This is a genomic window from Paenibacillus sp. UMB7766-LJ446 (assembly GCF_030226665.1).
In the GTDB taxonomy this organism is placed as follows: Bacteria; Bacillota; Bacilli; order Paenibacillales; family Paenibacillaceae; genus Paenibacillus; species Paenibacillus vandeheii.
Genome location: NZ_JASOYM010000005.1, coordinates 285,616 through 301,911, shown reverse-complemented (window position 1 = coordinate 301,911; position 16,296 = coordinate 285,616). Strand labels below are relative to the sequence as shown.

Genomic DNA, 16,296 nt, shown 5'->3' with positions numbered 1-16,296 from the left:
CCCATTTTTCAACTTAATATTTCTCGGATACCAATTTCGCTTGGGTGAACAGCAGCAAATAGTCTCTTCCACCTGCCTTGGAATCAGTCCCCGACATGTTAAATCCGCCAAATGGATGTGTACCCACCAGTGCACCTGTGCATTTACGGTTAAAGTACAGGTTACCCGCAAAAAATTCCCGTCTGGCTTGTTCCAGATGTTCTCGATTGCGCGAGATTACCGCACCCGTCAGGCCATAATCGGTATTATTGGCAATATCCAGTGCTTCCCCGAAGGACTCTGCCTTGATAAAAGCCAGCACCGGTCCAAAAATCTCTTCCTGTGAAATCCGTGCCTGTGGATCCACATCGGCAATAATCGTCGGTTCAATGAAGTATCCTTCTTCGTTCCCTGTACCCCCACCGAGTACAAGGCGACCCTCACTCTTGCCGATTTCAATATATTCCGTGATCTTGGCATACGCCTTGTCATCGACAACTGGTCCAACCTGGCTTCCAACTTCAAGCGGACTGCCCATGCTCAGCTGCTTGGTTCGTTCAATCACTTTTTGCAATACCTCGTCATATACATCTTTATGAATAATGGCACGGGAACACGCGGAACACTTCTGTCCGGAGAAACCAAACGCCGAAGCCGTAATCGATTCCGCAGCCAGTTCCAGATCACTGTCGCTATCCACAACGATCGAATCCTTGCCGCCCATTTCAGCAATGACCCGTTTAATCCATTTCTGTCCCGGTGCGGTACGTGCTGCACGTTCATTAATTCGCAGACCAACATCTCTGGAGCCGGTGAAGCTAATAAAACGCGTGAGCGCATGGTCCACCAGATAATCGCCAACCTCATTGCCTGGTCCTGGCAAATAGTTCACTACGCCATCCGGCACACCCACTTCTGCAAGCAGCTCCATGAATTTGGCGGCAATCACCGGTGTTGTGCTGGCTGGCTTTAATACAACCGTGTTGCCGGATACTAATGCTGCCGAGGTCATGCCGGCCATAATCGCGAGTGGGAAGTTCCATGGCGGAATGACAATCCCCACACCAAGCGGAATATAACTCAATTCATTATCTTCGCCTGCAATTCGTGTGAGCGGTTGCGGCTCACTCAGACGCTGCATCTCACGGGCATAAAACTCCATAAAATCAATCGCTTCGGCTGTGTCTGCATCCGCCTCCGGCCATGTTTTGCCTGCTTCATATACCATCCAGGCGGAGAATTCATGCTTGCGCCGCCGCATAAGCGCTGCCGCTTTGTACAAATAACGGGCACGTTCATTCGGGTCCGTATGCTTCCAGGTGTGGAATGTTTCTGCAGCGGTCTGGATTGCCTGCTCGGCAAGTTCCTGATCCGCCTGATAGATCGTTCCGACGACCTGATTTTTGGACGCAGGGTTTACGGAAGACAACGTGCGGGCGCTCGTTATTTTTAGTCCGCCGATAATAATAGCGTATTCCTGGCCAAGTTCAGCCTCCACCTTGCGAAGCGCGTTCTCAAAAGCTTCCCGGTTGGCCGGGACTGCAAAGGATGTGAATGGTTCGTTAACAAAAGGGATATTCATGAATGATTCCTCCTTCAGATGTGGGGGTTCGCTGGCTGTTTGCCTGAGTTGTGCCATGCATTTTACTCATCACCCAATATATGTAGCAAGATCCGTGCCAACTCCGGATGAAGAATGAATATTTTTTGCAAAAAAATATTTTATTTCAAAGCACCGCCCGTTTTTTTCTGTGCAGATCAACCTTGGCATGATTATTGCTTGATAACTCTGTTATAAAGAAGCATGATCCATAAGGAGGAAACCCGATGAGTATCGGAACGGAAATGTACCGTAAAACGCTGCTAACCGTCGCAGGTAATAAAGCTGTGGAGAATCTCTCCATTAAATACGGCAAAAAGCTGGCTGGCAAGTTTATCGCAGGCAATACACTGGAAGAGGCTCTCGAAGAGATTCGGGTACTCAACAACAAGGGCATTATGGCTACACTGGATCATCTTGGTGAGGGTATTACTCATTTAAAAGAAGCCGCGTTGTACCGGGATGAGTATGTACGTCTGGTGGAAGGCATTGCCCGGCAGGGTGCAGACTCCAATGTCTCCCTAAAACCAACTCAAATGGGACTCGCGCTGGACCCTGAAGAGGGATATCGAAATATACGTGCGGTTGCCACTCAAGCGAAGCTCCATAATCTGTTTGTGCGGATTGATATGGAGGACAGCCCGTTCACCCAAGCGACTTTGGATATTGTGCGCCGTTTACATTCGGAAGGACTGGATAATACAGGTACGGTGCTGCAAGCCTACTTGCATCGTACCGTAGAAGATACACGTGATATGATTCGGGAAGGAATCCGGCTGCGTCTGGTCAAAGGTGCTTACAAGGAACCTGCATCCGTAGCTTATCAGAACACTTCCGAAGTGATTGATCAATTCAAAACGATGATTCGCAATCACCTTGATCAAGGCGTATACACTGCGGTTGCTTCACATGATGACCACATTATCTCCTGGACCAAGCAATACGCGAAGGATCGGGGAATTTCCCCGGATGCGTTTGAGTTTCAAATGTTGTACGGTTTGCGCATGAACGAACAGGAACGCCTGGCGAGGGAAGGATATCGTATTCGTTGTTATGTTCCCTACGGAACCATGTGGTACCCATACTACACCCGTCGTCTGGCCGAGAAACCAGCAAATCTCTGGATGGTGCTGAAAAACATGTTCAGATAATTTTCCAGCTGGGTCAACATATATAAAATACAACGATAAGAACAAAAACCATGCTGCCACCTTCTTTGAGGGCACATGGTTTTTTATATTTGCAAAGCATCCCGGAGCATCCCACTTTTCCCTCTACTCGGCTTGGCTTGGCTTGGCTCGGCTCAGCTCTTAATGTCTAAAAAATTTGCATCCCCAATTTAAAATGTCTAATTTTCTGGACACCCCTTTTGCTGTTCACAAGTGAACTTCACTCATTCAGAACCTAATTGCTCGGAACTGCCACATAGAACATTCTGGCTCTGCCCGGTATTATAGAGTGAGATAAAAGAGTAAAGTCTCATTATAAATGTCAGTTTTAATGACTCGGATCTAACCTAAATTTCTGATTCGTCTTTACGAATTAACAATTATTCCTAGACTATAGAAATGAAAGCGCATAATAAAATTGAATAATCCATCCTCCTCTCTTCCACCCCGATAACATGTATGCTTCATGTCAAAAAATATATACACACTTCATTTGGAAAGCTATAATATGGGTAACCATCATTATTCCAATCATTTCATTTGCAGACCACTTGTATGTGGCTCATGTAACTGACTTGGTTTCCGAAAGTTATGCTCTAGCTGAGGTGATTCCGATGAAACATTTACTTCCAGATTTGATGTCCTTATTACGTACAGATATGAGTATCCTGGATTCGGGACTCTGCATGCCCGTCATCCCTTCAACAACAGGGCTGGCAGACGCCATCCCGCTATTTAATACCAGTCCTTATCTGTTAATTCAGGATGATGGACCCTCGTTGGGCTATATCGCTGTATCCGATGTTCTGCAAGAAATGATGCATGCTCATCGACTTATGGAAGCTTATTTCGAGACAACACTGGAGACGGCAGGCTCAGCTCTGACATTGATTAACGAAGATGCAAAGGTGACCTACTGGACATCGGGTGCGGAGCATGTTTTTTCAATTAACAAAAAAGATATCATTGGGAAACCGGCAGCGGATTTCTTTCCCCCTGATCGCCTTCAATCGCTCAAAACGTTATATACAGGGGAAACCGTGTACCGAAAGCAGCACCAACCAAGACCTGATCTGTTCGCACTGATTAATGCACGTCCGGTGCAGCTCGATGGACGCATTGTAGGTGCGGTTGCCGCCGAAGTGGATATAACAACCGAAATTCGTCTTCATCAAGAGTTATTACATATGACATCCAAAGTCCAGCATCTGGAGAAAGCCGTTGCCCGTCTACGCCCGGATTCTGATCCGTTCGCCAGAATCAAAGGCAGTAGCCCAGTGATTAACCAGTGTCTGGAAACTATTCGCAAGATCAGTACCACCTCAGCTACCGTGCTCATTCTCGGAGAGAGCGGAACGGGGAAAGAACTATTTGCCAAAGCCATCCATGACCTGCGCGAACCACAGACAGCGCCGTTTATCGCCATTAACTGCGGAGCTATTCCTGGTTCATTATTTGAGAGTGAGTTATTTGGCTACGAGAAGGGGGCATTTTCAGGGGCTGATCCAAAGGGGAAAAAGGGGAAAATCGAACTCGCCGAAGGCGGCACGCTCTTTTTGGATGAAATAGGCGAAATGCCGCTGGAACTTCAAGTGAAGTTACTGCGTGTATTGCAGGAGAAAAGTTACTTTCCTGTTGGAGGAACACGCATGAAACAGGCAAATTGCCGCATTATCGCCGCAACCAATCAGAATCTGCTGGGCATGATTGCCCGCAATCAGTTCCGGGAGGATCTCTACTATCGATTGAATGTCATTAATCTCGTCATCCCTCCCCTGCGTATGCGCAAGGAAGACATTTACGAGCTGACACAGACCTTCCTGCAAGAGTTCTCCTTGCTCTATAATCGTCATATTGAACTCGTTCCTCCCGAGGTGTTCAAGCTGCTATTTCACTATGACTGGCCAGGCAACGTACGAGAATTAAGAAATGTGATTGAGCGGATCACCATTCTCACCACGGATGGCGAGGTTAAGCCTGAATATCTCCCTGACACCTTCATGTCACCTATGGAGCAGGAACAATCCATATTGCAGGAGACGGTACAGCTTCATTCACAGACTGAGCTGGAATCGAGCTTGTCTCCTATCTCCAGAAGCACGGACACATTTGCTCCATCCGATAAAAGCGAAATAGACGAATCTACTGATTCTTCCAACCTATCCTATCAACAGAGGTTGGACATCTACGAGTCGGAGCTCCTGCTGCACTATCTGAAAGCCGCCGGAGGCAACAAAAGAACGCTTGCCCGGCAGCTTGGCATCTCCAGAGCCACGCTCTATAACCGCATGAAGAGGCTCGGTCTATGACCAGCCTCTTCTTTCTTTTCTTGTCGTTATAATGAATGATCCAGCGTATTGTTAAGCCTCGATGAATGATTCCTTCTATGTACCTATAGCACTCTCGCCAGTCGGATCAAAGCGGCTCGCAGATGCCGATAGAATGTGGCCCGACTCATCGAGCATGCCTCTGCTGCGGCAGTTGGATTGCCATCATGTGTCCAATAGGCCGCGTATAACAGCATCTGATCTTGCTGGGAGATCCCATGAATTCGGCCCTCCAGCAAATCCAGGATATGCTTCTGTAGATGAATTCCATCCGTCATACCCTTCACTCGTGCTGCGTACTCATGCAATTCTCCGGGAGAATGCAGATGAGTCAGCATTTTGCGCACATCCTGTTCGGACCAGGGTATCCGACTCACGCCAGATGTCCTCTGTTGTAATCGGCCGCTCTTCATATCCAGACCCAGAAGGGACATCACCCAGTCACCGAATTGTCCACTGCGCAAATCCAGATCCAGCACACTTGCCTGATCTGTATACAGGTCACATAAACGTGTACGTGCTTTTCTACTCCGAAAACCAATGCTCTGCAAAAACAGCTTCAGATGTGGATTAGTCGCGACCAGTATGACTCTGGCGCCTTCTCCGAGCAGTGACAACCGATCCAGCGACATATAACCCACAAGTTCCTCACGTTTGTAGCCCGGTATATCGTCCCTCGCCGCAGCGAGCACCGCAAAGTGAGTATCCGTTTGATTCGGATCGCAATCCAGCTCTTCCGGTGTGAAACATTCCTGCATTTCGGCCGGAAAATAGTTCGACAGCATCCCACTGCTCTCCTGGTGTACGAGCACCGTAATGAACATCGCGATCGGCTCGCCAACCTTGTCCCGCATCAATACAATCCCCTCAGGATAACGGTGTGCAAGCTCATCCAAAAAAGCAGGATATGATGGCGCCTGCCAGGGCTCCACACTATACTCACACCACTGTCGGAGCAATTTGTGCAGCGCAGGCAAGTCCTCCGCTCGCATCACTTCCATTGGAGAGAACAGTGAATCAGCCGAGACATCAGCGTATTTTCGGTGCTGGAGCATAGATTCCTGACACAACAGGAGCATTTTTCGGGCGATCTGGCGTCTCTCATGTGGACCCGCCTGTTCATGGAGCGGCTTGAGCAGCTCCGCAATTCGTACACGCATGGCTTGCAGACGCTGTGGTTCACGTTGACGAAAATCCCGAAGCAGATGTACTCTGGCCATATCATGCAGCCCCAGACCATTAGGACCGGAACGAATGAACGACATACGCCTCAGGAAATTGTATTCTTCAAGCGTCACCTCTGTTTGCAGCACGGATGCCAGCAATTCCTGGTTCGCTGTTTCCAGCAAAGTTAATACCTCAACCATCGGATGCAGGCGGGGAAGCGTCAATTCAAGCAGCAACCTGGCGCTAATCATTTGTGACAATTCAGTCCAATCGGAAAGGGGAAAATTCCTGCGCTGATCTGCTGCCTCCACGGCAAGTGCCAATCCCAGCGGATGCCCATCCGTCATACGTGCAATCGTACCAGCCATGCTCTTGTTTAATGACCCTGCCCCTGCAATATATTCAGACACTTCTTCACACGTAAAATGCTTAAGAGGCATCTGCACGAGGCGCTGCTGCAACCTTGGATGAGTCCGCCACGCTGAAGCAGGCTCCGGTCGTGAGGCCAGAATGATGAGCACACCGTATAACGGGAGCTTGGATACGAAAACTTCCATAAACCAACTCTCCAGTAAAGCCAGCTCTTCATAATTATCCACAGCAAGGACCAGTCGCCTTTGTACTGAAGTCTCACTCAGAAGGCTTAATGGCCGAGGGTTACCGTCACTACCCATGGTCTCCAGCTCCAGTGTAGAGGACAAATATTCCAAAAAGACCGACGGTGTCGAGCCACAGGATCTGCCATCCATCCATATGGCGGTCGCTCCCTGGTTGCGAGCAACGGATAACATCTCGGACAGTAAAGAGGATTTGCCGATCCCCCCCATGCCCGTAACTGAAAAAAAGGTTAAAGGTGCTTCTGGATTGCTGAACCATCGGTCCAACATCATCAGTTCCTTGGCTCGACCCACGAAACGTTTTCCATGACCATAATATCTGTCGTATTGAACCTCACTACTGTTTCCCATCAGTGTCCTCCGTACTAGATACTGGTACTTTCGATAACCTTAATTTTCTCCCAAAGTTGAGACTATATTGAGACGCACAGTTACATATGAAGTGATAAAATTTAGTTAAAAGCCAAATTATAGAAAAAAAAACACAAAACAGCGGTAACAAACATTTAACCGGTTTACACAGACCATTCCCACACCGCTGGATCATCATAATCGATTATTCCGCCGATCGGGCAAACCAATCCATTGGGCATTTTGCGTGATGCAAATTGCTGAAGTCCATTGAGCACCAATCCATTTCCAACTTCATGCTCCATGCTTCCATTTCATAACTAATACAGCCCGATATTTAAGGAAAGGCGGATTTGTGTGAGAAAAAATCTCGACATCTGTAATTTGAGCGGACAATTAGGAATCACTCGTGAACAACTTGATGAGTGGTTGTGTCAAAGCGGTGTTTCATTCAAAAAGCTGGATACGGGAACTCTTCCGGAGCGAAATTCCTCGCCATATCGCTTGGCCGCTCCTACCTCGTTATCCCTTGCACCTTCCTCCGGCCACCCCAGACTGTTTCGCGGCCGCCGTTCTGCTTCTAACACTCCCGTATTACCAAGAGCATTGCGACTCTCTCGTCGCATCAGTAAAAATTGCTAGACTGTGCACATCTTTCAATGATGCACAGTCTGGGCTTTCTTCCAGCCTGGTCTATCAAGTTGGAAAATCCTGTTCCTCCTCGATCATAGCATGAGCAAGCAGTGCCATCTCCAGGCAGATTCTTCTCTCCTGATCCATAAAGTCAGGTCCCATTAATTCTTCTAATTTCTCCAGTCTATTATATAAGGTCTGTCGATGTATGAACAATTGGGCAGCCGCATCCCGCTTGGAACCGAAGTTTTGTAGAAAGGCATCCAATGTCTCCACCAACCTTAGATGGTGTGTCTGATCATATTCAATCAGAACGCCCAGATGGTCATTCACAAAAGGCTGAAGGAACGATTGAGGTAATGCTTTTAACATTTGATATATACCCATGTGTTCGTAAAAATGAATATGTTCCAGCCGATCTATAGATCGTGAAACCTCGATGACCTGATATGCTTCCCGCAGACTGTCCGGCATGCCTGTTAAACGGTTGCGCACCTTGCCAAATCCGGCATGAATCACTACCTGCTTCAGGTTGCGACTCGCAAATCGCTTCACATCACCAACAATGCTTTCCAGCGATTTTACCAGTTGTTTTCGTGTGGATGTCTTGCTCTCCTCCTTGGCACAGCATACATATACCTGATTATTTTTCAGCATGATGAGGCTGGACAGATTGTTCTTTTTGAGCAAGGAACGCAGCAGCACCAAAATATCCTGATGGTTGGTTTCCATACGCTCACGGCCGATCCCTTTCAGACGGTGCTCCATCTCAATAACCCCGCCTGCAAACCAATACTGTCCCTTCACCAGCAGACGGAGTCCCATTCGGGTCTGGGCCTGCTCCTCATGCAGAATGTTACCGTTCATCAGATCCTGGAGCAGCTCATTCTGGTTGCGTACCATTTTCTCCTCCAGAAACTGGGAGCGCAAAGTCAGTGCCGCAGCTGCCTTCGCTGTATAATCAAGCAATAGCTTGAGATACTCGACGGGTGCTGAAGGATGTACAACCATGCCGACTGCCGAAAAAACCTGACCAAAACATACGACCGGGTGACACAGTAACACCTGCTCCTCATCCAGATGGAACCATAACTCGGTGTCTGAATCATTAAGATCCAGATGCTCGACCTCCTGCTCGTACCATGTGTAGATCGCTTGCTGCGACTCCGATGGCAGCTCCGGCACAAAACTGCCCGGTTCCATGGACGAGATATACACCACCGGCTTGGCCGCGTATTCATGCAGAAGGTTAAGCACTGCCGACATGTCTGTACTCTGTAATGTTCGCTGCTGAAGCTGACGGGAATAGGTTTCTAGACTCTTCAGCAGCTGGTGTTGATGATTAATAAGCAAAGCATGAATATCTTGCGTAATCTCAACGAACCGGACCGGTTGCTCAAACACGATAAGCGGGAATTGATGCCTGTCAGCCAGTTCAATCAATTCTTCGGGGATGCCATGAATGCTCGTGCCAAACTCCACGCATAGCCCGGCAGCTTCGCTCCGAATTAACTGGAGCAGATATTCTTCACGCCCTTCTTCCGATTGAAGCCATAGCCCTGTGGATAAAATAAGATCATGAGGACTTACAAATGGAGAGACATTCGTGATCTCCAACACATGGACCCATCCGACCTGACGGGATGTTCCCTCTATCCCCGCAGCAAGCCGGGCTTTGGCAAAGACGGGGCGAGCCAGAATATCCTTTATCGTAAACACGCGGTCATTTCTCAATATCGATCCCTCATAATGTCATTTTTTCTTACATTATAAGCTATGGATAAATGTCCTGAATAGTCTTTTCTCGACATTATGTTGATACGATTCTTCAAAACATAGACATTAGGTAAGGTGCAAATCTGTTATTCAGGTCATAAACTTGTAGTATAAGCTAACAACCATTAAATGGACGAGGTGCATGGCGATGAGAATCGGAATTCCGAAAGAAATTAAAAACAATGAAAACCGTATAGCACTGACCCCGGCTGGAACTGCTGATTTTGTCAGAGCCGGACATCAGGTCATGATTGAACAAGGCGCGGGACTCGGCAGTGGATTCACGGACAGCGAGTATCAATCGGCCGGAGCGGAGCTTCGGGGTACAGCTGCATCCGTATGGTCAGACGCAGATATGATCATCAAGGTAAAAGAACCCCTTACCAGCGAATACACCTATTTTCGTCCTGGCTTGATTCTCTTCACTTACCTGCACCTCGCAGCGGAGCCTGCATTGGCGAAGGCACTGATTGAAAGCCGGGTAACCGCCATTGCATATGAAACACTGGAGGTCAATGGTACGCTGCCTCTGCTCACCCCGATGAGTGAAGTTGCCGGACGTATGTCGGCGCAAATTGGAGCTCAGCTGCTGGAGAAAACGGAAGGCGGCAAAGGCATTCTGTTATCCGGTGTACCCGGCGTTAGCCGTGGCAAGGTCGTGGTTATTGGTGGGGGCACGGTGGGTACGAATGCCGCCAAAATTGCGATTGGTCTGGGTGCCGATGTGACCATCCTCGATTTGAATCTGAATCGTCTGCGCCAGCTGGATGATATTTTTGGCAATCAGATTCATACGCTGGTATCGAGTCCATCCAATATTGCGGCAGCTGTAGCTGCTGCCGATCTGCTGATCTGTGCGGTGCTGATTCCGGGCGCCAAAGCGCCAACCCTTGTCAGCGAGCAGATGGTTACCACCATGGCACCCGGTTCGGTCATTGTGGATGTGGCCATTGATCAGGGCGGAATCGTGGAGACCATTGATCATATCACGACCCATGATGAACCGACCTACGTGAAGCATGGTGTTGTTCATTACGCGGTAGCGAACATGCCAGGCGCGGTGCCGCGCACGTCTACGGTGGCGCTGACCAACGCCACCATGCCTTACGCGATGCAGCTGGCGAACCACGGTGCAGCCGCCGCGATTCGCGGCAGTTCGTCCATTCGCAGCGCGGTAAACGTGCTGAATGGACATATCACGTATGAGGCGGTTGCCCGGGATCTCGGGCATGCCTATGTTCCCGCAGGACAGGCGCTGGAGAATACCGCCGCGGTCCAGTAATTTGGAAATGATCGTTCCACCCGGCGCCTTGTTGCCCGGCCTGTGGAACGAAACAGAAGCGCCAGTCGGGCAGATCCTGTCCAGGCTGGCGCTTCTTGTTTTTTTCCCGAAAAGGGATGAGATCCGAGTAGGCTTCGGGTGGCTCGCTATACTGCACGTTCACTGCACACCTCGCGGAAGTTACAGTCCCGACAGGCGCGGCGCGAAGGCATCGGCGTGAAATAGGAGACGTCTTTGGGACGGTTGTAATATTCATCATCCACACAGGAGCGCATCTCCGCAATATACCGCCCCACGTTCTCCTCCACCTTCAGGATATCCTCTTCCGTCGCTGTAAACTCTCGGTGTGTCCCGGTTAACAGGTACTCCACCCGCAGCTCAATCTGCTCCAGCGGTACTCGGTAATGCTCCCTCACATAGGATGCGTACAGCATCAACTGATCCGAGAAGTCATCCTCCTTGCCCGTCTTCCAGTCCACAATGACGATATTGCCGTTGCTGCGACGATATAACAAGTCCATCTTCACATACACCCGTGTATCGTGCAGCATCATGGTATCCCATTTCTCAATCTCCAAAATATCCGTACTCGCACGGGACAGATCCTCCCACGTGAGCGTCTGATACAGATTGCTGACACAGGCCGAAGCTCGCTCTTTGATCGTGGCAATTCGGTCATTCAACGTGTCGTCTCCATAATACATCTCGGACAACATCACCCGATTCTTGGGGTCCAGCCGCCACTGATCCTGATCCATTGATTCCATATAAGCCTGATTCAGCAGCTTGCGCATCGTCTGTTCCAGAAAGTGTTCACGAGGTTTATCCTTACCTTCCTCCCTGCTGCGTACCGCCGATTCACACATCCGGTGCGCGAGATCACCGAATACAAGGTATAGATTACTGAGTTGCTTCAACCGATACAGACGTACCTGCATCTCATCCGCCGACTCTGCCTTCCAGCCGTTATGGGCTCCGTAATAATGATAATAATATTTGCGCAGGCACTCATCGAACATACTCGCCCGCGACTGCGAATAAGACCACTGCGGGTATTGTGCCATAAGATATTCTGCCTTTCTGTATGCCGGATTTCTGCATGTTTCTAGCATTCCTTAATGCTCACAGTATATAGGAAAGGGCAAAAACGCCGCAAGCACCCTTCCGTTATTTTCTTCTAACCGCAACCGTTTCCGATTCAATGCGTAACGTTTATATAGTAACATCACCAAAAGATGAAATGACAGCGCAGAACGCATACTATACTAAATAGAGTACAGGATTTTGCAATTAGACAGATGAATCGTACAGGCATATCCTAAAAGGAGGCACCACCCATGAATCGACCGGATTGGTTCCAGGCGGAAGAAGCATTACAACAAATCCAAGTCATCGGAAGCGACCGGAATGAGCTCGTGAACATCATAGGCCATGTAGAAGGATTGAATTGCATTGGCACAGGAACGGATGCGGCGGTATTTACGTATGACGGATTGCCGCAGTATGCCTTCAAGATGTACTCAGATCATGCCCTGGACAAACTCGAAAATGAAAAACAGGTTTATGAACAGCTCAAAGGCCTGCCTTATTTCCCTACCTATTACGGCAGCGGCCGGAATATTCTTGTGATCAGTTTTGAAGCGGGAGATACCTTGCTTGAATGTCTGGAAAAGGGAATCCCGGTGCCCGAGCAGGTCATGCTCGATGTAGACGAAGCGCGTGAAGCCGTACGCAGCCGCGGCCTGAACCCACGGGACATTCACCTGAAAAATGTAATTCTCCAGAATGGACGCGGGAAAGTCATCGACGTATCGGAGTATATTCAGGACGGCAATGATAATCGCTGGGAGCATCTCGTCTGGGCCTATCACAACATTTATCCACGGATCAAAGGTACGCCCATATCCCCACGCATGCTGCAAACGATCAAATGGGGATATAATCAACTGGATCAGGCCAACGTCAAAATGGACGACCTCTCCAAAAAGGCTAACCGACTATTCTCCAAATTCATGAAATAAGCATCTTCATAAACAGATCAAGTGTAGTTCTGATATTCATAAAATAAATCCGGATCACCGCCAGAAATGCGCGAGTATCCGGATTTTTGTATGTTCAATGTTGACGATGTTGACACTAGGACTCTCATTTCAACCGCCCCTGGGAGGGTGTCATCCCTTTATATTGTTTATACAGCTTTGTAAAATAGTTGGCGTTCTCGCAGCCAACCTGAGCAGCGATCTCGGTAATGGTCATACTGCTCTCCTGCAGCAGCTGTTCGGCTTTTGTCATTCGACATCCATTCACATATTCCACGAAGGTGCGTCCGGTCAGTTTTTTAAACATTTTGCAAAAATGATACGTGTTCAGCCCCACCTGGCCCGCTGCCTCGGTAACAGACATTTTTCCTGTCGGCTCCGCTTCAATCTGCTCAATCAAATGTTTGAATCGTTCCCGATTGGGAAAATAGGATTGGGCTGTTTTATCAGAAAGTTGATGTGGCATAAATGTTCGTGCAAGCAGGGTGAACAAGGCATGCAGCTTGGACTTCACAACCAGTTGGTAGGCTGGCGGCTGTGAGGCCATCTCCTCAATAGCTTCATCCAACAGGGAATAATAGCCCTGACAGACTATGTTCTGCTCCGCCGGTTTTACCGGGAACCTTACCTTTCCCTCCAGATATGGCGCAACATATTTCAAGTGAACGGGATCATGGGTAAAATCATGAAATAATGCGCTGTTGAGCACGACTGAATCATAGTTGATATCCCCTTCCTCCAGTGCATACCCGACATGCAGTGCCCCTCCAGGAATGATAATAACCTCACCTGCTTGGGCGACATAGGGCCTGCTGTCGATATGAAACAGTGCACTGCCCTTTCGCATAAAAATCAGTTCAAAGTGTTCATGCCAGTGCAAATACAGAATGCATTCTTCCGTTTTCATCCCCTGACAACGATTCTGGAACAGCTGAAATGGATGAGATTTATGGTCAATGCGGGTATTTTCGTGAAGCGCTTTCAGATCCAGCATACATTCCCCCCCTTCCCCCACAAGATCAGACTAATATTGCACAAGATTGTATAGAGCCATCCGGCAGACGCCCGGCTATAATGAGTGTGTCACGAAGTACTATAAGCCAATATTGGAGTGAAATACAACCATGAATAATCCGTTACGCATAGGCACCCTCGTAGGTGGCCACGACGCAGTCCGCGTCATTCCACAGATCATGAAACACGGCTTCGAATCCTTCAATCTGACCTTCTGGCAAACGACGGGTGATCTGGACCTCGCCGAAACAGCGAAACGTGTCCGTGAAATCGTCGACGAACAGGGAATTATCATCTCTGCAGTAAGTGTATTTGGCAATCCGCTTACTGGAACCGGGGATAACGCCGACACACTGGCCAGCTGGGAACGGGCTATTGACCATGCCCAGCTCTTCGGAGCGGACATCGTCTCCGGGTTCACTGGACGACTCACCGATCAGCCGATTGACCAATCGATTCCACGGTTCAAGGAAGTGTTTGGAGAACTGGCACACCGGGCAGCGGACCGGGGTGTGCGCATTGCTTTTGAAAACTGTGATATGGGTGGTACATGGCAGACGGGCGACTGGAACATTGCACATAATCCAACCGCCTGGGAGATGATGTTCGATGCGGTACCCGCTGAAAACATCGGATTGGAATGGGAGCCATGCCATCAAATGTCCAGCCTGATTGACCCTATTCCGCAGCTGCGCAAGTGGGCGCCTAAAGTGTTCCATGTGCATGGCAAAGATGCCACCATCGCCTGGGACATCGTCAAAGAATATGGCGTTCACGGCCCACGTGAATTTGTATGGCACCGTACGCCCGGCTTCGGCGATACCAACTGGTCTGACATCATTACGATTTTGCGACAAAACGGGTATCAGGGAACAATCGATATTGAAGGCTGGCATGATCCTGTCTACAAAGACGAACTCGAAATGACCGGACAGGTACACGCACTAAGGTATTTAAAACAATGTCGCGGTGGGGATTTTGTTCCCAATCCGGTATAGAAACGGGAATAACATTGAGTTACATGATATCCATTGCAAGAACAAAGAAAATGAAAAGCAAAAGGAGATGATAGGATGAGTCATCCTTATCGGGTGATTGTGGCAGGCTGTGGGGCCATGTCTAACACCTGGGTCGATTACGCCATGCAAAGGCCGGACACGGAAATTGTAGGGCTTGTCGATCTGTATGAACAGACTGCTGTCGCACTCGCTGCACGACACGGCCTTTCCTGTCCCACGTTTACGGATATCAGTGAGGCCATTCGAGCAACAGAAGCCAACATCGTATTTGATGTCACCATTCCAGCGAGCCATCACGATATTGCTATGACGGCGTTACAACAAGGATGTCATGTTTTCGGCGAAAAACCTCTTGCGGAATCCTTTTCTGACTGTGAAGACATTGTCCAGACTGCACGCCGTACAGGTAACATTCAGGCAGTGATGCAAAATCGCCGTTTCGATCCGAGTATTCGCGCCTACCGGCAGTTGATTTCCGATGGAACGATTGGTCAGGTCGGTTTTGCAGGGGCAGACTTCTTCCTTGGACCGCATTTTGGAGGCTTTCGCGATCTAATGGATAGTCCACTGCTGCTGGATATGGCGATTCACACCTTCGACCAGGCACGATATATTCTCGGTGCGAATCCGGTCTCGGTCTACTGCCACGAATTCAATCCTCCAGGGTCGTGGTATAAAGGAAATGCGATGGCATTGTGCATCTTTGAGATGTCAGATGGCTCCGTGTTTAACTATCGCGGGTCCTGGTGTACAGAAGGTGTTCCTACTTCATGGGAAGCATCCTGGCGTGTAACAGGAGAAAAAGGAACCGCAATCTGGGATGGGCATGATGACATTTATGCTGAAGTCGTTTCTGCACAGCATCTGGATGCAGAAGGCAAGCCTTCCTTTTTCCAACCGTGTGAGCGGATTGAAGGAGAGCAGCCTGTCATGGAGAAAACAGGACATCACGGGTGCCTCGAAGACATGTTCGCAGCGCTGGAGTCCGGGCAACGGCCTGAGACCGATTGCAGTGACAACCAGTTCAGCATGGCCATGGTCCTCGCATCTCTTGAAAGTGCCCGCACAGGTCAAAAGGTGTTCATTGCTGATTTGATGAAGACTGTATAACGAAGTACCTCTTATTTCATATTAAACAAAGCCCAAACTGCAAAAATTCAACAGTTTGGGTTTTGTTGTTGTTTTTTACCTACTTCCCTTTCCTATACAAGGTGCAAAAAATTAGTTTCTGACAAAACGCGAAGTAGTGCAGGGGACGAAATCGATTCTGGAGAAACGAAGTGTTCGCCTTTATCACCGGATTTCGACTTTGCAAAAAGGCGA

At 48.9% G+C, this 16,296-nt stretch carries 13 protein-coding genes; 6 read left to right on the top strand and 7 right to left on the bottom strand.

All coding sequences use genetic code 11. The features are described 5' to 3' along the window. Positions 1-13: 13 nt before the first annotated feature. Entirely contained in the window at positions 14-1,561 is a 1,548-nt protein-coding gene (gene pruA / locus QP794_RS15265; protein WP_285077885.1) for an L-glutamate gamma-semialdehyde dehydrogenase, read from the bottom strand. A 245-nt stretch (positions 1,562-1,806) separates the two neighbouring features. Between pruA and QP794_RS15260 the strand changes: the two genes are divergently transcribed. Together QP794_RS15260 and QP794_RS15255 are read left to right on the top strand one after the other, a co-directional pair. Then, positions 1,807-2,730, top strand: coding sequence for a proline dehydrogenase family protein (locus QP794_RS15260; RefSeq protein ID WP_285077884.1), 924 nt, complete (start codon positions 1,807-1,809; stop codon positions 2,728-2,730). 632 nt (positions 2,731-3,362) lie between these two features. Beyond that, positions 3,363-5,057 (top strand): sigma-54 interaction domain-containing protein, encoded by a 1,695-nt coding sequence (locus tag QP794_RS15255; protein ID WP_285077883.1) that lies wholly within the window; start codon positions 3,363-3,365, stop codon positions 5,055-5,057. Positions 5,058-5,140: 83 nt separating this feature from the next. Here the strand turns inward: QP794_RS15255 and QP794_RS15250 are convergent, their stop codons facing one another. From QP794_RS15250 to QP794_RS15235, 4 genes are all read right to left on the bottom strand, one after another. Next, positions 5,141-7,210 carry an nSTAND1 domain-containing NTPase gene (locus tag QP794_RS15250; protein ID WP_285077882.1) on the bottom strand — a complete coding sequence of 690 codons (2,070 nt, stop codon included), beginning with the start codon at positions 7,208-7,210 and terminating at the stop codon, positions 5,141-5,143. A gap of 164 nt (positions 7,211-7,374) precedes the next feature. Next, positions 7,375-7,515, bottom strand: coding sequence for a hypothetical protein (locus tag QP794_RS15245; RefSeq protein WP_285077881.1), 141 nt, complete (start codon positions 7,513-7,515; stop codon positions 7,375-7,377). A gap of 129 nt (positions 7,516-7,644) precedes the next feature. Beyond that, positions 7,645-7,836 carry a hypothetical protein gene (locus QP794_RS15240; RefSeq protein ID WP_285077880.1) on the bottom strand — a complete coding sequence of 64 codons (192 nt, stop codon included), beginning with the start codon at positions 7,834-7,836 and terminating at the stop codon, positions 7,645-7,647. Between the two features lie 70 nt (positions 7,837-7,906). Then, positions 7,907-9,577, bottom strand: a complete 1,671-nt coding sequence (locus QP794_RS15235; protein ID WP_285077878.1) for a PucR family transcriptional regulator — start codon at positions 9,575-9,577, stop codon at positions 7,907-7,909. Positions 9,578-9,767: 190 nt separating this feature from the next. On the opposite strand from QP794_RS15235, the gene ald reads away from it, so the two are divergent. Next, complete coding sequence (gene ald / locus QP794_RS15230; protein WP_285077877.1) at positions 9,768-10,901, top strand: alanine dehydrogenase; 1,134 nt, start codon at positions 9,768-9,770, stop codon at positions 10,899-10,901. Positions 10,902-11,047: 146 nt separating this feature from the next. On the opposite strand, the gene QP794_RS15225 is transcribed toward ald, so the two are convergent. After that, positions 11,048-11,965 carry a PD-(D/E)XK nuclease family protein gene (locus QP794_RS15225; RefSeq protein ID WP_285077875.1) on the bottom strand — a complete coding sequence of 306 codons (918 nt, stop codon included), beginning with the start codon at positions 11,963-11,965 and terminating at the stop codon, positions 11,048-11,050. Positions 11,966-12,238: 273 nt separating this feature from the next. On the opposite strand from QP794_RS15225, the gene QP794_RS15220 reads away from it, so the two are divergent. Beyond that, positions 12,239-12,922: a serine/threonine protein kinase gene (locus QP794_RS15220; protein ID WP_024632500.1), complete on the top strand. Its 684-nt coding sequence runs from the start codon at positions 12,239-12,241 to the stop codon at positions 12,920-12,922. A gap of 124 nt (positions 12,923-13,046) precedes the next feature. Here the strand turns inward: QP794_RS15220 and QP794_RS15215 are convergent, their stop codons facing one another. Further along, positions 13,047-13,934 carry a helix-turn-helix transcriptional regulator gene (locus QP794_RS15215; RefSeq protein WP_285077874.1) on the bottom strand — a complete coding sequence of 296 codons (888 nt, stop codon included), beginning with the start codon at positions 13,932-13,934 and terminating at the stop codon, positions 13,047-13,049. A 130-nt stretch (positions 13,935-14,064) separates the two neighbouring features. Here QP794_RS15215 and QP794_RS15210 point away from each other — a divergent pair, with 130 nt between their 5' ends. Together QP794_RS15210 and QP794_RS15205 are read left to right on the top strand one after the other, a co-directional pair. Continuing rightward, entirely contained in the window at positions 14,065-14,952 is an 888-nt protein-coding gene (locus QP794_RS15210; protein WP_285077872.1) for a sugar phosphate isomerase/epimerase family protein, read from the top strand. Between the two features lie 75 nt (positions 14,953-15,027). Then, positions 15,028-16,083: a Gfo/Idh/MocA family protein gene (locus QP794_RS15205; protein ID WP_285077871.1), complete on the top strand. Its 1,056-nt coding sequence runs from the start codon at positions 15,028-15,030 to the stop codon at positions 16,081-16,083. Positions 16,084-16,296: the final 213 nt, after the last annotated feature.